The organism is Pedobacter nutrimenti, assembly GCF_003208655.1.
In the GTDB taxonomy this organism is placed as follows: domain Bacteria; phylum Bacteroidota; class Bacteroidia; order Sphingobacteriales; family Sphingobacteriaceae; genus Pedobacter; species Pedobacter nutrimenti.
Window position 1 is genome coordinate 217,432 of the sequence record NZ_QKLU01000001.1, and the last position, 19,227, is coordinate 236,658.

Annotated in this window: 19 protein-coding genes; 7 read left to right on the plus strand and 12 right to left on the minus strand. The window is 41.6% G+C overall.

The window, feature by feature from the left end:
- The first annotated feature begins 40 nt into the window (after positions 1-40).
- A complete protein-coding gene (locus tag B0O44_RS00815) occupies positions 41-922 on the plus strand; it encodes a mechanosensitive ion channel family protein (protein WP_110826803.1) in 882 nt (293 codons plus the stop codon).
- Here B0O44_RS00815 and B0O44_RS00820 read toward each other — a convergent pair.
- A complete protein-coding gene (locus B0O44_RS00820) occupies positions 917-2,623 on the minus strand; it encodes an ABC transporter ATP-binding protein (RefSeq protein WP_110826804.1) in 1,707 nt (568 codons plus the stop codon). The genes B0O44_RS00815 and B0O44_RS00820 overlap by 6 nt on opposite strands.
- A gap of 62 nt (positions 2,624-2,685) precedes the next feature.
- Between B0O44_RS00820 and B0O44_RS00825 the strand changes: the two genes are divergently transcribed.
- On the plus strand, positions 2,686-3,999 hold the full coding sequence (locus tag B0O44_RS00825; protein ID WP_110826805.1) for a nicotinamide mononucleotide adenylyltransferase: 1,314 nt from the start codon (positions 2,686-2,688) through the stop codon (positions 3,997-3,999).
- 64 nt (positions 4,000-4,063) lie between these two features.
- Here the strand turns inward: B0O44_RS00825 and B0O44_RS00830 are convergent, their stop codons facing one another.
- The gene (locus tag B0O44_RS00830; protein WP_110826806.1) at positions 4,064-6,469 is read right to left on the minus strand and encodes a TonB-dependent receptor; all 2,406 of its coding nucleotides are present in this window, start codon (positions 6,467-6,469) and stop codon (positions 4,064-4,066) included.
- A 178-nt stretch (positions 6,470-6,647) separates the two neighbouring features.
- On the opposite strand from B0O44_RS00830, the gene B0O44_RS00835 reads away from it, so the two are divergent.
- Together B0O44_RS00835 and B0O44_RS00840 are read left to right on the plus strand one after the other, a co-directional pair.
- Positions 6,648-6,944: an ArsR/SmtB family transcription factor gene (locus B0O44_RS00835; RefSeq protein ID WP_110826807.1), complete on the plus strand. Its 297-nt coding sequence runs from the start codon at positions 6,648-6,650 to the stop codon at positions 6,942-6,944.
- 7 nt (positions 6,945-6,951) lie between these two features.
- Entirely contained in the window at positions 6,952-8,055 is a 1,104-nt protein-coding gene (locus B0O44_RS00840; protein WP_110826808.1) for an NADH:flavin oxidoreductase, read from the plus strand.
- A gap of 65 nt (positions 8,056-8,120) precedes the next feature.
- On the opposite strand, the gene B0O44_RS00845 is transcribed toward B0O44_RS00840, so the two are convergent.
- Complete coding sequence (locus B0O44_RS00845; protein WP_110826809.1) at positions 8,121-8,564, minus strand: GNAT family N-acetyltransferase; 444 nt, start codon at positions 8,562-8,564, stop codon at positions 8,121-8,123.
- Positions 8,565-8,613: 49 nt separating this feature from the next.
- Complete coding sequence (locus tag B0O44_RS00850; RefSeq protein ID WP_110826810.1) at positions 8,614-9,105, minus strand: YajQ family cyclic di-GMP-binding protein; 492 nt, start codon at positions 9,103-9,105, stop codon at positions 8,614-8,616.
- 71 nt (positions 9,106-9,176) lie between these two features.
- Between B0O44_RS00850 and B0O44_RS00855 the strand changes: the two genes are divergently transcribed.
- From B0O44_RS00855 to B0O44_RS00865, 3 genes are all read left to right on the plus strand, one after another.
- Positions 9,177-9,815, plus strand: a complete 639-nt coding sequence (locus tag B0O44_RS00855; RefSeq protein WP_110826811.1) for a histone — start codon at positions 9,177-9,179, stop codon at positions 9,813-9,815.
- 108 nt (positions 9,816-9,923) lie between these two features.
- Positions 9,924-11,981 carry a polyphosphate kinase 1 gene (ppk1, locus tag B0O44_RS00860; RefSeq protein WP_110827500.1) on the plus strand — a complete coding sequence of 686 codons (2,058 nt, stop codon included), beginning with the start codon at positions 9,924-9,926 and terminating at the stop codon, positions 11,979-11,981.
- 4 nt (positions 11,982-11,985) lie between these two features.
- Complete coding sequence (locus tag B0O44_RS00865) at positions 11,986-12,867, plus strand: Ppx/GppA phosphatase family protein (protein WP_110826812.1); 882 nt, start codon at positions 11,986-11,988, stop codon at positions 12,865-12,867.
- Here B0O44_RS00865 and B0O44_RS00870 read toward each other — a convergent pair.
- The 8 genes from B0O44_RS00870 to B0O44_RS00905 are packed head-to-tail and all read right to left on the minus strand — an operon-like array spanning position 12,864 to position 19,226.
- Positions 12,864-13,337 (minus strand): 4'-phosphopantetheinyl transferase family protein, encoded by a 474-nt coding sequence (locus B0O44_RS00870; protein ID WP_211321284.1) that lies wholly within the window; start codon positions 13,335-13,337, stop codon positions 12,864-12,866. The genes B0O44_RS00865 and B0O44_RS00870 overlap by 4 nt on opposite strands.
- Positions 13,327-13,587: an acyl carrier protein gene (locus B0O44_RS00875; protein WP_110826813.1), complete on the minus strand. Its 261-nt coding sequence runs from the start codon at positions 13,585-13,587 to the stop codon at positions 13,327-13,329. Before B0O44_RS00875 ends, B0O44_RS00870 begins: the two co-directional genes overlap by 11 nt.
- The gene (locus B0O44_RS00880) at positions 13,580-14,857 is read right to left on the minus strand and encodes a beta-ketoacyl-[acyl-carrier-protein] synthase family protein (RefSeq protein ID WP_110826814.1); all 1,278 of its coding nucleotides are present in this window, start codon (positions 14,855-14,857) and stop codon (positions 13,580-13,582) included. The genes B0O44_RS00875 and B0O44_RS00880 overlap by 8 nt, the downstream gene beginning before the upstream one ends.
- Positions 14,850-15,296 (minus strand): 3-hydroxyacyl-ACP dehydratase FabZ family protein, encoded by a 447-nt coding sequence (locus B0O44_RS00885; protein WP_110826815.1) that lies wholly within the window; start codon positions 15,294-15,296, stop codon positions 14,850-14,852. The genes B0O44_RS00880 and B0O44_RS00885 overlap by 8 nt, the downstream gene beginning before the upstream one ends.
- Positions 15,297-15,308: 12 nt before the next feature.
- Positions 15,309-16,364, minus strand: a complete 1,056-nt coding sequence (locus B0O44_RS00890) for a type III polyketide synthase (RefSeq protein ID WP_110826816.1) — start codon at positions 16,362-16,364, stop codon at positions 15,309-15,311.
- Positions 16,351-17,073, minus strand: a complete 723-nt coding sequence (locus tag B0O44_RS00895) for a methyltransferase domain-containing protein (RefSeq protein WP_110826817.1) — start codon at positions 17,071-17,073, stop codon at positions 16,351-16,353. Before B0O44_RS00895 ends, B0O44_RS00890 begins: the two co-directional genes overlap by 14 nt.
- Complete coding sequence (locus tag B0O44_RS00900; protein ID WP_110826818.1) at positions 17,063-18,199, minus strand: NAD(P)/FAD-dependent oxidoreductase; 1,137 nt, start codon at positions 18,197-18,199, stop codon at positions 17,063-17,065. Before B0O44_RS00900 ends, B0O44_RS00895 begins: the two co-directional genes overlap by 11 nt.
- A gap of 49 nt (positions 18,200-18,248) precedes the next feature.
- The gene (locus B0O44_RS00905; protein ID WP_110826819.1) at positions 18,249-19,226 is read right to left on the minus strand and encodes a PorP/SprF family type IX secretion system membrane protein; all 978 of its coding nucleotides are present in this window, start codon (positions 19,224-19,226) and stop codon (positions 18,249-18,251) included.
- Position 19,227 lies beyond the last annotated feature (1 nt).

Genomic DNA, 19,227 nt, shown 5'->3' on the forward strand with positions numbered 1-19,227 from the left:
GTAGACAATCTTAAAATTTAAGGGCCAGGCCAGCACGATAATGATCGAAGAAAAACAACGGAAAACAAGAAAAGAAATACTGATGATTGTTCTTAAAGCAATTGTATACTTTTTCCTGGTTTATTATGCAATCGAAGAGCCTCCTCTTTATGTCCATTATCCATTTATTGCGCGGCTGGCAGAGGCACTTTTTGTTTTTCTGGGACCAAGTTTAACGGTTTCAGCAGCGCGGCTTATGATTATATTCTGGTATATAAAAAAGCATAAACTCAAGAGCAACATCAAGGATAACTTTATTCTGGGGATCAACAGGATTGTATCTATATTAAATACAGTCTTTTTCGTTTTAGCCTTTATGATTTTTTTAGGCATAGACCCGATTAAATTCCTGACCAGTATTACCATTGTTGCTGCTGCCATTGCGTTAACCTTTAAAGATTACATTACCAATATGATCAACGGCCTGATCATTATGTTTTCTGACCGGCTTTCCCTTGGAGATCACATTAAAGTTCATGATATAGAAGGGAAAATCATTGACATTACCCTGATCAATATGATTTTGCAGAACGAAGACAATGATATGGTAATCATTCCAAATTCAGTCGCTTTTAGTTCTGTTATTGTAAACCAATCAAAGCAGAACATTAAAAAACTTAGTGTGGAATTTCAGATGTCCCTTCATTTTGGATATACGCCCGATTATCTGGAAAATCATTTGAGGAATGTCGTGAAGCCTTTTGCAACTTATATCGCTTTAGACGGTCTGACAGTTAAAACCATTGCCATCAATAAAGACGAAGCCCGGTTTAAAATTCAGGTCTTACTGAATGTCTATGACAAACCGAAAGAAAGGGAGATCAGAAGGGCCCTGAATACGGCCATTATGAAGCTGGCCGTGAAAGGGGAAAAGGGGTCATAATCCAGGTATAGCTGCAATCAGTTTTTTGGTGTAATCGGCTTTGGGATGAGTATAGATATCTTCCGGAAAACCCTGTTCTTCAATTTTTCCTTTATTCATAATCAGTATGCGGTCTGAAAGGTGCTTGACCACAGCCAGATCATGTGAAATGAAAATGTAGGTTAGCCCCAGTTCCAACTGTAACTGTTTTAAAAGGTTCAGCACCTGGGCCTGTACAGAAACATCTAGCGCTGATACCGATTCATCACAGACGATGAATTTAGGCTGAAGGGCCAGGGCTCTGGCGATGACAATACGCTGGCGTTGCCCGCCGGAGAACTCATGGGGATAACGCTCGTAATGTGCTGGTTGAAGGCCGACTTTTTCAAGCAGTTTAAGGGTTTCTTTTTTCCGGTCTTGGTCATTGCCATACAATTGATGGACCTGCATGGGTTCCTGTATGGCCCTTCCGACTGTCATACGCGGATTAAGCGCGGAATAGGGATCCTGGAAAATGATCTGAATGTCCTTTCTGAGCGACCTTAATCTGGATTGATCTAGGGATCGCAGATCGGTACCGTTATAAATGACCTCGCCGGAGCTGGGCTCAGTCAATCTTAAAATGCTTCTTCCAAGGGTGGTTTTTCCGCATCCGGATTCACCGACCAACCCCAGGGTTTCTCCGGGAAAGACCTCAAAGCTAACGCCATTGACCGCTTTTACTGATGCAATATTTTTACCAAACAAACCTTTTTTTATAGTAAACCAGGTACAAAGGTCCTTTACCTTTAACAGAGGCTCTTTTGAGTACAGGGTGTTTCTTCTTTGTTCAATTTCTGCCTGGGTATAAACATTTTCTTTCAAAAATGCCAAAGTTGAGGCCGGCTTGCCCATACTTGAAGTGAAATCGGCAACTGTTGGCAATATTTTTAGTTTTTTATCCAGTACCGGCCTGCTGGCCAACAGACCTTTGGTATAGGGGTGCTGTGGGTTTCTGAAGAGTTCTTGTGCCGGGCCTTGTTCAACGATTTTTCCTTTATACATCACGGCAACTTCATCGGCAATTTCACTAACCACTGCCAGGTCATGGGAAATGAACATCATGGCCATCTGGCGTTCTTCCTTTAACTTAAACAGCAGTTGTAGAATTGTTTTTTGCACGGTAACATCAAGGGCGGTGGTGGGTTCGTCTGCGATGAGCAGCTCCGGATTACAACTAAGGGCCATTGCAATCATGACCCGTTGTTTTTGTCCACCGGAAAGCTGATGGGGGTAGCTTTTAAAGATGCGTTCAGGCGTAGGCAATTGCACTTCTTCAAAAAGCTGCAGGCAGTGTGCTTTTGCACTGCGCTGATCTGTTTTCTGATGCTGTCGTATGGCTTCCACAACCTGTTCTCCACAGCGGATCACGGGGTTCAGAGAGGTCATGGGCTCCTGAAAAATAATAGAAATGCGGTTACCCCGGTATTTTCTTATTTCTTCCTGCGAAAGTTGCAAGAGGTTAATGTTGTTGAATTTTATTTCTCCTTCAATTTTGGTATTTGATTCCTGATGAAGGCGCATCACTGAAAAGGCCGTAACGGATTTCCCAGAACCGGATTCTCCGACAATTCCAAGAACTTTTCCTTTTTCCAGTTTAAAGCTGACTTCACTGACGGTACTGATCCAGGATTTGCTGTCTTCTTTTTTAAACCGGACCCCGAGATTTTTTACGTTTAACATCTGATGAGCAAGATAAGGAAATTTATCGTTCGGATTCCGCCGGATTCTCCTATTTTTGCAGCATGGAAAGAGAAATTCTGGATACCAAGCGTAAAGCCTTAAAGATCAATTTAGATCAGAAAATATACGGTACTTTTGCGGAAATTGGAGCAGGACAGGAAGTTGCACGTAATTTTTTTACAGCCGGTGCGGCCTCAGGAACCGTTGCCAAAACCATGTCTGCTTATGATATGACTTTTAGCGATGCAATTTATGGTGCTGAGGAGACAGGAAGATATGTGAGCCAGTCAAGGCTGATCAAGATGTTGGACCATGAGTACGGTTTACTCAATGAGCGTTTAAGTGGTGAAAAATATGATGACAGAACCTTTTTTGCTTTTGCAGATACGGTTACAACTTTAAATTATAATAAATCCAATGATCCTCATGGCTGGATTGGAATCAAATTTCAGGCTGAACCTGCAGGGGAGGCGAATGAAATTTTTTTCCATGTCAGGCTGCTTGACACGGATGCTGCCTTACAACAAAATGTGTTGGGTATCATTGGGGTAAATCTGGTATATGCTGCCTTTTATTTTAAGCATGACCCCAAAACAATGATCGAATCTTTAGCCGATAACCTCACGGTGGGTTCGGTAGAGATTGACCTGATTTCTGTAAAAGGTCCTGTATTTAAAGAGGTGAATAATATTTTACTGAACTTGTACCTGATTGTAAAGGATTTTTCGAGTGCAGCGATCTTTGATTCGCTGGGTAGACCATGTTTACCAAAAGACCTGCTGTACAAAAAAGACATTATGATTCTGCGGACCAAGTATGCGCAGAAATCCAATCCGAATTTCAGTATGCTCAACAAGGCCGTGGAACAGTTTGTCCGGACAGAGAGCGTACAGAAAGATAACCTGAGTGTATTGATAGAGGTTTTATTGTCCAATGTGCTTTCCACAGAAGAGAACTGGGCGGAGCAGCTGGACCTGCGTGCGGTGGCTAAACGCGCAGAGGAAATGTGCAACACGGGCAACCTGGTCATTGTTTCTAATTTCGCAAGGCACAATAAACTGGCCAAATACCTGGACCGCTGCAAACCAAAAAGTGTTGGGATTTCTACCAATATCAATAACCTTAAATTTGTATTTAATTCCAGCAATTTTGGCGAAAATTATTCAAGCCAACTGCTGGGTTATGTAAGTGATATGTTCAGCAAAAACGTAAAACTATTTGCTTATCCTTTTTTAGACAAAAAAACCAATCAGGTGATTACCAGTGCCAATATGCCGGTTACCCCGGATGCGAAACCGCTCTTTGATTTTTTGATCATTAATGGTTACGTGACAGATATTAAAGATTACAGCGAGGGTGATGTAAAAACAGTTTAAAAGTTCTTATCACATAAAAAAGGCGCAATATCCAGATATTGCGCCTTTTTTATGGACTTGATTTTTAAAATTTATACGCAAGTGTGGTCACGAACTGGCGCGGAGGAATTGGGTTTACACTGTAATTTTCGTGTACATAATAATTTAAGACATTGGTGATGTTGGAGATTTTACCAAGTAAAGAGATTTTTTTCCAGGAATAGCCCGCCGAAAAATCAAGTGTGGTAAAACCCTTCAAAGGAATAATTCCTGAAGAGGAATTGTTTTTAGTGGTATTTCTTCCTCCATTACGATCACCTGTATAAAATGCAGAAGCACCCAATTTAAGGCCTTTCAAACAACCTTCTCCAAAAGTATAGAACAAGGTTCCATTGGCGGTATTTTTGGTTGTTCCAACAAGTCTTTCTCCTTCAACAACACCGGTTACCGGAAGGGTAGAAGTATAGCGCATATAGTTGTAGCTGTATCCCGCCAGAAAATTCAGTCCTTCGACCAGTGTTCCGCTCAGATCAATTTCCAGACCATCACTTTCGGTTTTTCCTGAAAACTCCTTTTTTGTTGCATCTGCCAGGGCAGTTTGAGCAAATTTATTGTTCTTTATTTTGTAATAAGTCAGGTTGACCGAGAATTTCCCGTCTAAGAAATCGTTTTTTACTCCCGCTTCGTATTGATCAATAATGGATGGGCCCATTGGGGCACTTGTTGCAATGTCTATACCCGTATTAATGGTGAAATTGTTGGTATAGCTGGCATACAAGGAAGTGCTTTTCAAAGGCTGATAAATTAGCCCTACTTTAGGAGAAAAAGCTTTATCTGTTTTATCTGCGACGGTTCCTTTAGCTTCACTGCCGTCAGCAAGCGTATTGATTGTTGTGGCAGGTGTTTTCTGATAAGTCCATCTGATTCCTGCAAGGACTTTGAATTGTTCTGTTACGGTAACCAGGTCCTGTACAAATCCACCCATTCTAAAAATTGGCGCTCTGGTATTGGTCAGTAAAGTGGTTAAAGGGGTGTTGAAATTTGTGGGCTGGTTAAAGCTCAGCGGATCAAGGATGTTTACCTGATCGTAATATTTAGTGTCTACACCATTCAGTTTAATTGTTTTTGTATTCGGATTGCTGAATGCACCCGTAGTGGTGTAAGACTGATCTGCGTCTATACCCACCAGCAAGGTGTGTTTAATTGCACCTGTGCTAAAGTTCCCATTTAAATTAATCTGTTCGTTGTAGGTATACTCCTTTATGTTTGTTCTGGTTAATGCCCGGTACCAAACTCCAGCAGCATCTGCAAAGGGACGCTCTGAAGAAAAATAATTCCTGGTATAGGCTTGCATGGAGGCCACTGCATTTAACTTCCAGTTGTCATTAAACTTATGGTCTAAATTAATTTGGGCCGTAGAGGTATTGGTTTTATTATAAGCCCAGTCGGTATTGATGAACACATTTCTTCCCAGTGGGGAAATCGTATTTCCAACTGTTCCGATACCAAAGTCGGGGGTGAAATCACTTTTTAGATAGTCGCCCTGAACCAATAATTCTGTTTTATCGGATATTTTATAGAGCAGTGAAGGATTGACATAAAACCTTTTGGAATCGACGTGGTCTCTATAGCTACCGGCCTTTTCATATGTTCCAATTACCCTGAAGGCAATTTTTTTGCTGATCGGGCCATAAAGATCCAGTGTAGGTTTATAAAGATCATAGCTGCCTATGCGCATGGAGGCTTCACCGCCGTATTCGAATTTTGGTTTTTTAGTGACCATATTCACAACGGCCCCACCACTGACGCCTCCGTATAACAAAGCAGCACTTCCTTTGAGGACCTCAACAGATTCCAGGGTACTGGCTTCGGGCATACCTCCAATGGTTGTTCTTGCCCCATTTTTAAAAACATTATTGGAGCCAAGGCTGTAGCCTCTGGAATAGAAATTTTCACCAACAGAACCGCGGTTGGCACCTAAGGCAATTCCGTTTACATTTTTAAGGACGTCTCCCAGCCTGTTGATTTGTTGGTCCTGTATAACTTGCGTACCAATAATTTGCACAGATTGTGGCAGGTCTTTAGGAGCAATAGCAATTTTACCCAGGTTAACCGGTTTCTGATTTGGTGTTTTGTAACCATTAATGGCTACTTCGTCCAATTGGGAAGAGGATTGAGAAATTGAAAAATCAAGAGTGCTTGTTTGCCCTTCATTTACAGTAACTGTCTTTTCCTGGGTGGCAATACCAATTGCTGATATCTTTATCGTGTAATTTCCAGGTTTTATGTTTTTAATCGAGAAGGATCCTTCTTCATCGGTTATAGCAGATTTTCCCGCACCTTTTAATCCAATATTCACGTAAGGAGCTGGTTTACCATCACTGGTTTTTACTGTGCCGGTAATGCGCCCGCTGTTCTGGGCATACAACAATGAGGATGGAAAGCATAGAATAAGCGCAGCCAGGCTTATCCATTTGTAGATGTTTGGCATTTTTATTTATTAAGATTAATTCTAGTTTGCCGCAAAGATAGAATCTCTTTATATAGGTGCAAAATTATTTGGAATTATAATAAATAAAAGGAAGTGGGCGGGTTATAAGGAGATCAAATGAATGTCATATAAAATCTATTAATTGGTATATCGGAAAAAGTCGATATATCTTTGAGCCATGAACAATCTCGAGATATTTAAGGCTTTGTCCAATAAATCAAGACTACAGATCCTTCAATGGCTAAAAGAACCTGAACTTCATTTTCCGGAGCAGGAATCCGGATTTGAAGCTGGTGTTTGTGTTGGACAAATCCAGCAGAAAACGGGTCTGACACAATCTACAGTTTCTGAATACCTTTCTATGCTGCAGCGGGCAGGGCTCATTGAGTCTACCCGGATCGGGCAGTGGACCTATTATAAAAGAAATGAAAATGCTTTCCAAGCGCTGACCATGTTTATTAAAAAAGAATTATAAGATCATTATGAATACAGACAGTTTATTCAGGCCATTTAGCCTTAAGTCGTTAAACATTAAAAACAGAATTGTCATGGCACCCATGACCCGTTCCTTTTCTCCTGACGGTATCCCAACTCCGGAAGTAGCCGTTTATTATAGAAAGAGGGCCGAAGGAGAAGTCGGATTAATTTTATCAGAGGGAACAGTGATTGATCGTCCGGCTTCTTCGAATGATAAAAACATTCCTCATTTTTATGGTGAACAAGCGTTATCCGGATGGAAAAATGTAATTGATCAGGTACATGGTGCAGGTGGAAAAATGGGACCACAGATCTGGCATATGGGGGTGATGGAAAATCATCATTCAGGCTGGGTTCCTTCCAGTCATTTTGAAGGGCCATCGGGATTTAATAAACCAGGTCTTTTGAACGGAAAGGCCATGACCGAAACAGATATCGCCGATACCATAGCCGCCTATGGACGTGCTGCTGCTGAAGCAAAAAGACTGGGATTTGATTGTGTAGAGATTCATGGGGCACACGGTTATCTGATCGATCAGTTTTTCTGGACCGGTACAAATGACCGGAAAGATGTATTTGGTGGTAAAACATTGCCAGAGCGAAGCCGTTTTGCAATAGAAGTGATCAAGGAAGTCAGAAAACAGGTAGGCGATGATTTTGCGGTGATTATACGTCTTTCGCAGTGGAAGCCGCAGGAATACACCCATAAACTTGCAGTAAGCCCTGCAGAGATGGAAGCCTGGCTTAACCCATTGGCGGAAGCAGGGGTGGATATTTTTCACTGTTCTCAGCGCAGGTTCTGGGAACCCGAATTTGAAGGATCTGATTTGAACTTTGCAGGTTGGGCAAAAAAGATTACTGGAAAAGCGACAATTACTGTTGGATCAGTAGGGTTGAGTGGTGAATTTCTAGCTGCTTTTGCTGGAGAGAGCTCTGAGCCAAGCTCCCTGGAGGAATTGTTGAGGAGGATGGACAGAGGCGATTTTGATCTGGTTGCTGTCGGAAGGCCATTACTGGCAGATCCTTTCTGGTCACAAAAAATCCGTGAAGACCGTACAGCTGAACTCAAAGGTTTTACAAAAGCTGCACTTTCGGAATTGGTTGTATAAGTTTTGACTATACAAAACACCATAAAAAAGGCTTTTTCATTTACGAAAAAGCCTTTTTTATGGTGTTAACTATTTTTGGAATAAGGGTTTTTATTGACAACAGCCATCAGCCGGTCTGGATTTTCAATGGGTTCGAAACCATATTGGGCATACAAACCATGCGCATCCCTGGTGGCGAGCATGTACCTTCTTAAACCTTGTAAATCTTTATGAAAAAGCATCAGGGACATCAATTTTTTTGATAAACCTTTCCCTCTAAAGGGTTCTTCTACATACACGTCTGCCAGATAACCAAAGGTAGATTTGTCTGTAATCCATCTGGCAAAACCAATTTGAATGGCATCTTTATAGATGCCAAAACAAAGGGAATTGTCTATTGATTTTTTAACGGTTTCAAAAGGAATGTCCTTTGCCCAGTACGATTGCGTTGCCAGATACCGATGTACAGCCTTCGGGTCAATCTTTTTTTTATCGTCTGAAAAGATGAAACCATCTTCAATAATTTCCATAACGGAATTGATTTATATTAATTTTCTGGTCCGGACCTGGCCGGTGCTTTTAATTTCTCATATTGATGTATTGCAGGGGCTGGCCGAAATCTTCTTTTCTGCACAGGGCAATAACACCCTGCAGGTCATCTATATTTTTGCTTTGTACCCTGACCTGGTCATCCATCATCGAGGCCTGGACTTTTAATCCGCTGGCTTTAATTTTTGCAACGATTTTTTTTGCAGTTTCTTTGTCTATTCCTTCTTTAACAGATATTTCTTTGCGGATCATGTTTCCAGAGGCATAGTGCTCTTTACCAAAATCAAGACTTTTTGCATCCAGGTTTTGCTTGATCATCCTGGAAATAATGGAGTCTTGTATGGCCTTTAAACGCATGTCATCTTCAGTAACTATAGTGATGACATTTGTTTTTTTATCATGTTCTATAGTGCTTTTAGAATTGTTAAAATCATATCGGTTCAGGATCTCTTTTTTAGCATTATTGATCGCATTGTCAAATGTTTGCGCATCTACTTTACTTACAATGTCAAAAGTGGGCATGATAATAGCTTTAGTATTAAAAATTGTTAAATTTAATAATTATTGATCGGTTAAGTAAACATAAAATTCACATGAAAACCAACAAGCCAAAAGTGCAAAAAAAAGTTGCTAAAAAAGCAGCTAAAAAACAATTAGAAAAAACACTGACTGAAAAGTTCCTTGAAGTGGTGAGTCATCTTGGACATGATGCCGAAAAAATAGCTGCAGATATTTCTAAAGCAAGTAAGTCGGTGGCCAGAAAATTGTCAAAGAAATTAGCTGAGGTGAAAGAGTCTGTGGTCAGCAAAACAGAAGAAGTTTTACCTAAAAAGTCTCCTGTTAAAAAGATCATTGCCTCTAAAGAGGTTAAAAAAGTTGAAAAGGCGGTTAAAAAAGTCGTTGCTAAGGCAAGACCGGTTGCGCAGAGTGTAAAAGTAGCGGCCATTGCCACCGAGGAAAAAGCAGCCAATGCGATTGCAAAAAATGGCGCTCCTGTAAAAGCTGCTGTAAAACAAGCTGTGACTACAGTTAAAAAAACAGTAGCAAGCCCTGCGTCGAAAAATGTTGTGAAGAAGGCTGCGCCGGCCCGTAAAGCCGCTGCCCCTAAAAGCACTGCTGCTGCTAAACCAGCCCCTGTTAAAGCCGAAGCTGCTAAAGCTGCTCCAGTGAAAAAAACTGTCGCAAAAACACCTGCTGCCGTACAGAAAAAAGGAACAGCTGCAAAGAAGTAAGCAGAATTGTGCTTTTTTGTTAATTAGCCAATAATTAACAATGAATTAACATTAGAATTTGCAGTTTTGATCACCCCGGCCTTCGGCAGGGGATTTGGAGAATATTACATGACGAAGAAGAAAGTTCCTTTTTTAAATAGAGAGATTAGCTGGCTGTATTTTAATGACAGGGTTCTTCAGGAAGCCGCAGATGAAACGGTTCCTCTTATTGAAAGGATTAAATTCTTGTCTATCTTTTCTTCTAATCTGGAAGAGTTTTACAGGGTCCGGGTGGCCACAATGACCCGCCTGACCAATCTGAATGATAAAACAAAGGCACTCCTGGGTTTTAATCCCAAGAAAGTCCTGAACGAGATCAAAAATATAGTTGTCAAACAGGAAAGGAAATTCGAACAGCTTTTTCAGGCAACTTTAATTAATGAACTTGCGCAGAACCGGATTTTTATTTTAAACGATACCCAGCTGAATGTGGCCAGAGGAGAGTTTGTGCGGAACCATTTCAGGGACAGGATTTTATCTAATCTTGTGCCCATTATGATTGACCTGGATAAACCTTTTCCAGAGCTTAAAGACCGGTACCTGTATTTTCTGGTGAGGCTATCGAAAAAGGGCAGAAGAAAAAATGAAAAATATGCTTTAATAGAGCTGCCACAGGACCTTCCGCGTTTTCTGGTTCTTCCGGAAACCAATGGCCTGAAATTTATCATCCTGGCCGAAGACATCATTAAATATTGTATGGATGATATCTTTTACGTATTTAATTATGATGAGCTTGATGCCTATTCTATACAGGTAACCAGGGATGCGGAACTGGACATAGATAAAAACATCAGCGATAAATTTATTGAAGAACTGAAAAGCAGTTTGGACAAGCGCCGTAAAGGAAAGCCGATGAGGCTGCTTTACGATACGGAAATGCCCTTTGATATGCTGAGTATCCTGGTGGCAAAAATGAAAATTGAAGCGGAAAGCCTGATTCCTGGAAACAGGTATCACCGTTTTGGTGACTTTATCCGTTTTCCAAATGTAGGTTCTCCCAATCTGGAATATCCGGCCAATGTACCTTTAAAGGTTTCTGGTCTGCACCGCACTGAAAGCATAATAGACAAGCTGTCTGAAAGGGATTACCTGATCAATTTGCCTTACCAGTCCTATGATTATATCATTCTGTTTTTAAGAGAGGCTGCGATAGATCCAAAGGTGACTGAAATTAATATTACCCTTTACCGGCTTGCTGAAAATTCCAGGGTCATTAATGCGCTGATCAATGCCGCAAAAAATGGAAAAAAGGTCAACTGTTTGGTTGAGCTTAAAGCCCGTTTTGATGAGCAGGCCAATATTTACTGGTCCAACAGGCTGGAAGAAGAAGGGGTTAACGTAAATTATGGCCTGACAGATTATAAGGTCCATTCAAAAATTTGCCTGATCAAAAGAATGGAACGTGGACGTCCGGTTTATTATGCGAACCTGGCAACGGGAAATTTTAATGAAAAGACAGCAAAGTTATATTGCGACCACAGTATTTTTACAGCAAAAAAAGAAATCACCACAGATTTGCTGAAGCTTTTTAATGCCCTGAACAAAAAGACGGTCACCAAGGGTTTTAAGTACCTGATGGTTTCTCCTTTAGAGTCCAGGACCAAATTTTATCATCTGATCGACAGGGAAATTAAAAATGCAAAGGCATTGAAACCCGCTTATCTTATTTTAAAGGTCAATAGCCTGGCCGATGAGGGCATCGTGGCAAAACTCTATGAGGCCAGTACCGCAGGCGTAAAAATTAAACTGATTGTACGCGGAATTTGTTGCCTGGTTCCTGGAATAAAGGGCGTGAGTGAAAACATTACGGTCATCAGCATCATTGATAAGTTTTTGGAGCATGCAAGGGTATTTATTTTTGGTAACCATGGCAAAGAAGAAATGTATTTGTCTTCTGCTGATTTAATGAGCCGAAATTTTGAACATCGGGTAGAGGTTGGTTTTCCTGTTCTGGATGAAGATGTCCGCCAGGAAATCAGGGATATTATAGAATTTCAGCTTCAGGATAATGTAAAGGCCCGTGACATCAATAAATTGAATAACAACAAATATCATAAAAACAGGCTTTCTACTAAAGTAAGGGCGCAGGTTCAGACATATAACTATTTAAAAAACAAACACCAGTAAATTAATGTTAAGATACGCTGCTATAGATATCGGTTCGAACGCGGTCAGGTTACTGATTGCGGATATCACAAAGGAGGAGAACAATTATAGTTTTAAAAAGAATACACTGGTGAGGGTTCCCCTGCGTCTGGGGGACGATGCTTTTCTGGACCATAAGATCTCGGACAGAAAAATTCAGGACCTGTTAAAAACAATGTCCGCTTTTAAAAACCTGATGGACGTGTATCAGGTGTCTAAGTACCTGGCTTGCGCCACTTCGGCGATGAGGGAAGCTTCTAATGGTGCTGAAATTATTGCTCAAGTGAAAAAACATGCGGACTTAGACCTGGAAATTATAGAAGGTCAGCGGGAAGCCAATATTATTTATGCCAATCATATTGAAGAAACACTGGACATCAAAAAAAGTTATCTCTATATAGATGTGGGCGGTGGAAGTACAGAGTTATCTGTTTTTGTAAACCGTATACCTGTGGCTTCCCGGTCTTTTGACATCGGAACCATCCGGATCCTGGACAATCAGGACAAAGAAGAAACCTGGGAAGAAATGAGGCTTTGGGTAAAAGAACAAACAAAGCAACATAAAAACCTCGCTGGTATTGGCACTGGTGGTAACATCAATAAATTGTTTAAGATGTCGAATGAGAAAGACGGAATGCCTTTGTCTTTTTTAAAGTTGAAGTCGATGTACAATCAGCTGAATAGTTATTCTTTGAAAGAAAGAATTAATATTGTTGGCTTAAACCCCGATAGGGCAGATGTCATTATTCCGGCTTGTGAAATTTACATCACTTTACTGAAGTGGACTGGAATTAAACAATTGTATGTACCCCGGGTGGGTATGGCCGATGGGATCATCAACCTGCTGATTGAAGAAAACTTGTCTTAAAGATACACCAGGGCCAGGTATTTACCATGATGGCTAACAGAGGCCGGTTTGCTGGAATGATATTCAGGATATTGCTGGTCCTTGTGGATACTGATGCTGCTCTTTAGGGTGTCAAATAACTTTTTATCAATGCTGCAGGTGGTGTGGATCATGCTTTTTTCAATCAGGCTTCGCGTATGATAAAGGCTGGTTGCTGTGTGTATTTTTCCTTCTGAAAAATCGCTTGTGAGCTGAATAATTTGGCCTTGTAATTTTGAGGGTGCGTAGCACCTGATGCCTGTACACCGGGACTCAATTTTATAGGCCGCTTCTTTCATGCTCCATAACAACCAAACCATCACATCCGGATTCACGCTGGTCAGGATAAGCTTTTGTTCTTGTGGAGCGAAGATTTTCTGCAGGTATCCCTTTCGCTTCCAGTTGCTTTCTGTTGCAGCCAGATCGAGGTCAATGACATCGTTACCGATCATTTGTATTAATTTTTTCCTGGATAATTTCAATGGCCGCTCCGATAGTAAGCATCTTTTCCATACTGGTATTGTCAATTTCTATATCAAACTGTTCTTCAATGTCAAGTACCAGGTCAACAAGGTTTGCAGAATTAATGTGTAGGTCCTTTATAAAATCCGTATGGTCGTTTAGATTTTCCATTGCGGCTTTGTCCTGGGCGTAAGTGTCAACAATGGGTTTCAGGCGTAAAATAAGTTCTTCTTTATTCATGGTCGTATTTTTTAAACAGGATACAGGCATTGACATCACCAAATCCAAAACTCGCTTTGGCCAGGTATTTTATTTCACATTCCTGGTCATTCAGGGGGATTTTTTTTGAAGAGATCAGTTCTGAGATTTGCGGATGCAGGTCCTCACAGTTTAAGTTTGGAAAAAGAAAGCCCCCGGTAAGCTGCAAAACAGCGGCCACACATTCTATACTCCCTGAGGCGCTTAAACAGTGTCCGGTCATACCTTTTAAACTGCTGATGTATGGAAAGTCATCACCGCTACGGCCTAAGGCTTCAGACCAGTTCCGGATTTCGGTGCTGTCCATCATCGTTGCAGTGAGGTGTCCGTTAATGACATCAATTTGCTGGGCATCGAGTTGTGCATTGATTAATGCTTGTTGAATGCACCTTTGAACGGCCGTACTATTGGGGGCAGTCATGGTCCCGGTTCCTCTTTGACCGCCTGAATTGATATGACCACCCAATACTTCTGCATAAATCCGGGCGCCCCTTTGTATTGCGCTCTCTAAAGATTCCAAAAGTAAGGCACCTGCGCCGCTTCCGGGAACAAAACCGCTGGCAGAAGCACTCATTGGCCTGGAACCTTTTTCGGGTTCGTGATTGTGTTTGAAGGTACAGACTTTCATGGCATCAAAACCGCCCCATATATAGGGGCCACTGTCGCTGGTACTGCCGGCCAGCATTCGACTTGCCTGTCCCGCTTTTATTCTGTCATATGCCATTAAAATACTTTCTGTTCCTGTAGTGCAGGCAGAAGAATTGGTACTGACCTGATTACCCAGGCCAAGTTTACCACCCAAAAAAGCACTAACGCCACTGGCCATGGTTTGTATAACGACCGTACTTCCTAGTTTTCTGACCTGAAAGTCGTCTATTTTATAAATGGCTTCCCGGAATTTGCTGATGCCGGAGGTACCTGAACCAAAAATGGTTCCGCTGTTCCAATCCGGTTGTTCAAGATGTTCCACGGAAAGTCCGGCGTCCCTCCAGGCATCCATCGCTGCAATGACCCCATAAACAATGCCGGTACTGTTGAGATTTCTGAGCTCAAGGTCAGTGAAATATTGGGAAACCAATTCCGGTGGCAGTTCGGGGCATCCGGCAATCTGACAGGAAAATTGCAGGGCCGCAAGTTGCTCATCGTAGCGGATACCGGATGTGCCGGATCGTATTGCGGCCCTAAAAGCCGCAATACCTACTCCGTTAGGAGCGGCAACACCCATTCCGGTGACCACCACACGGTTAGCCATGGAGTCTGGTTGTGACCATGCCCGATAAAGTGCCTTTGCAAACAATTTCTCCGGCCTGATTTTGCATCTCTACTTTGCAATGCAGTTTTTTGAAACGGAAATAAACCTTTTCGGAAATGACAGTTACCTTTTCACCGGGAAATACCGGTTTGGTAAAATCTATGGCAGTTGAAGTGAGCATAACATGTCCTGAAGTATTTGCGTCCAGTTCACCGAGCAGATAAATCCCCAGGCAAACCATTCCGATCTGGGCCATGGTTTCTGTTAAAATTACACCAGGGGTAACAGGGTGATCTTTAAAATGACCCTTATAAAAATCCAGGTCTTTGCTAAAAGTGTAAGTGCCGGTAACACCATTTTCGTCAATACTTAAAAGTTCATCTACAAAATGGAAAGGATGGCTGTAAGGGAGTTTCTCTAAAATTTCTGTTGTTTTCATTGTATACTGATTTTACCATTGTAAAAGTATTTTCTGGGCTGAAAAACCTGGTCCAAAGCTTAACATTAAGCCTTTTTCACCTTTTTTAGGCTGCTTTTCCATAATTCTTTCCAGTACGTACAATACAGTGGCGCTTGACATATTTCCATACAAACGTAACACTTCTTTTGTATCCTCTATATTTTTATCCAGTTTTAGAAACAGGCTTTCTACTATCTGAACAATCTTTTTTCCACCCGGGTGGAAAATCATATGATCTATATCTTTAATGTCCAATTTGTTTTTCCTTAAAAAAGGGTGGAGGATAGCAGGAAAGTGAGCCTCAATTACTTTTGGTACATCAATGTCCAGGACCATTTTTAAACCGGAATCGGTTAAACGGAAACCCATTAAAGCTTCGGCATTGAAAAAGTGGTACATATTTTCATCTATGATTTCTGGCCCCTGGTCTTCTTCTTTTGAGGAAAGCAGCACACAGGCAGCCCCATCACCGAAAATGGCGGCACTGACAATATTCGCCATAGAAAAATCGCCGAGCTGGAAGGTTGCAGTGGGAGATTCAACGGCAACAACAGCAGCCCGTTTTCCAGGATTGGCTTTCAATAAATTTTTGGCGTATATAATGCCGGAAATCCCTGCGGCACAGCCCATTTCAGTAACAGGCAAACGAAGAATATCCTGACGCATTGAAAGCTTATTGATCAGGTACGCATCAAGGGAAGGAATCATAATTCCTGTGCAGCTTACTGTAATGAGAAAGTCGATATCGCTGGCCTGCCAGTTTATTTTATGCAGGGCCCCCGTTAAACATTTCGTCGCTATTTTAATGCCTTCCCGGATGTAAATGTCATTGCGCTGCTCAAAAGAAGTATTGCTGAAAACCTCCTCAGGTGACATTATTGAATACCTCCTGTCTACTGCAGCCTGCTCAAAGATCTTTTTTACTTTTCTGATAAAGCGTTGTTCTTTTCCGTGCAGCCACTGGTCCAGAAAGGGAATGATTTCGCTTGTGGACCTGGAATATTCAGGAATGGCTTTACTTACGGTGGTGATTTTAACGCTGCTCATATGTCCTGATGATCCATTGATATCTGAAAGCCCATTTCCACTTGATAAGATACGTTTTTATTCCGAGTTTAACAGAAAACAATTCCAGGTCTTTTCTTTTAAAACCCCTTAGTATAGAGGTCAGCCCATCTTGCCTGGACATCTCATTTAGCTGAAAAAGGAAGCAGATTACTTTAAAGAGGTAATACGCGATTTTACTCCTGTGCAGGTCATTAATCACAATTCCAAGATGGCTTTGTTGGTGCAGACGATGAAGCAGTAACAGGATTTCATGGTCTTTGAAATGGTGTAGGGTCAGGGTGCAAAGGATCACATCATATTCATCCGCCTGCTCGGTTTGCTCAAAAATATCTATCGTTTTATACCGGATGTCGGGGTCACCGGCGGATTGTTTTTTTGCCTGTTCGATGGTAAATGGATTGGCGTCGATGCCAGTCAGTTCAACGGATAAACCTTGTTTTAAAGCAAAAGCTTTAACTTTTCTAAGCATATCGCCATTGCCACAACCTAAATCTGCAATTTTTAAAGGCCCATTGAATTTGTGGTTTTTGATCAGTTCTTTAATGCCTTTTATGGTGATTTGGTTTCCGCCAAGCAACTGATTGATTTTGGCAATCTTATTTAGTGCATCGATCAGGATTTCTCCTTTCAAGTCAAAATTGTCCATGAGCTCTGCAGCGTTACTTCTGCTACTGGTGTCAACTAACATGGTATCGGTTAATTAAAAGTTTTCCATGTGTTCTTTTAAGAAGCGGAGGCAACAGGCCCGGAACGGAGCTGATTAAACTACTGGCAAAACTACTGAGCCCGGGCCGGAGCAGAAGGGCAGATAAAAATTTTCCAAACCCAAGTCGCTTTGCAAAGTGCTGATGCCATAACCTATTGTATTCATCTTCCATTTGGATCCTGTTAAAGTTTTTTTCCTTGAAATGGCGGAGAAGAAGTTCGGCGCTTATTTTTGCACTGTGTATGGCCATTGCCATCCCGTTACCACAAAGGGGATGAATCATGCCTGCTGTATCTCCAATCATAAGAACATGATCTTTGACGGTTTCTTTTGCCCCAAAATGAATTTGACTGATGGTTAAAGGCACACTGAACTGCATAGCATGGTGATTAAAAAAATGCTTCAGGTGTTTGTTGCCAAACAAAACCTGCCGTTGGTGCTCCTCAGTATTTCGGTACTTTTTAAAAATTTCGTAGCTGGTCAGGTAGCAAACATTAATCAGATTGTTTTCTATGGTCGAGATGCCGCAATAACCACCTTTGAAGTTATGCAGAGCCACAAGTTCTTCATCAAAGGCCCCGGTATAATGGGCCTTTACAGCCAGCCATGGAGAAGTTTTATGAATAAATACCCGGTTAAGTTTATGATCTAGGCCAGTTCTTTTTCCATAGGCTCCCACTACGATCCTGGTTTTGTACACATTCTGATTGCTTTTCACATTAAAATGGTCCTGATCAAAGCAAATGTCACAGACTGTCTCCTGAAGGAAACTACCCCCAAGCTCCAGGAACTTTTGGTAAAGGAGTTGATCAAATAAAGCCCTGCTGAGCCCAAAACCGCCTAATGGAAGTTTGCAGTTGATGGTTTTTCCGTTTTCGACAGAAACCTGAAGTTTTGAAAGTTTTGTGGCCTTTTGCGCAAAGGGATCTATACCAAGCCAGTTCAAATAGGGCAGGACCTCATTAGAAACGTATTCCCCGCAGACTTTATGCTGCGGAAAAGGGTTCTTTTCCAGAAGGAGTACAGGATATCCGGATTTTAACAAGTGGATGGCGCAGGTTAAACCTGCCAGTCCGGCACCCACTATAAGGACATCTGCTGATTTCATATAGATTTTGTTCCGCTTTACATAACACTTAAAGCACGTTATTGTTTATTTAAAACTGGTAACATCTTGGGGCCCTGTTTCTTTTTGAATTCTTGTTGCCAAGGTAAAAGCCTGCTGATATTTCATGGCTCCCATAATTATAACTTCGTAAATTACCCAGGGAATAATCATAGGAATAGCCAATTCTTAAATTGGGTGTGGCAAAGAGTTCAACAATTATCCCTGCTGCATTTTCTGCAGGGAGATCAGATGGTAAATTGTTTTTCTGGTACAGTTTTACCGATGTTCTGTAAAAGGTACCCAGCCAGATGCGTTCTTTGATGAGCAAAAAAGCGTTTAGGTCCACAGATGTAGGGCCTTTGGTATCATCCTGCAGTAAAACAACCGGTTTAATCTGAAGATCCTCATTTAACGGGAAAATAGCACCGCCAGTAAGATAAAAATGTGGCTGTGGCACAAGCAGATTACTGTTTCTGATTTTTGCAGCATATTTGGCGAAAAGATTGGTAACCGAAAAGCCGGCAAAATATTTTTCTTCTGAATAGTAGATCCCAAAACGGGCATCAGGTAGAATCGTGCTTTGTGAAGCAAGCGGAACGGCATTGTCTCCAGGATTAATGGCTTCTAATTTATTGGCATCCAGGCCGAGCTGCATCACACCTACGGCAATTCCAAAAGATAACCTTGACATTTCATCACTGCCTGTTCGGATTCTGTAAGCGTAGTTTGCATAGGCTGTAAGATAGTTTTGGGCACCAATCTGGTCATTGGAAACAATAAGGCCTAAACCAACATCCCCTTCTCTGATGGCACCATCAGCTGCAATAGAAAAACTTTTAGGCGCCCCCTTGACACCAGCCCATTGGGAACGGTAAAAGGATTGAACATAAAGGTCTTCTTTATAACCCGCGTAGGCAGGGTTAATGTGAATGCCGTTAAATATGTATTGAGAAAATTGACTGTCCTGTTGCGCACAGACAGACAATGCAAGCAAAATTGCAAGAATTAAGAGCGTAGGTTTCTTCATA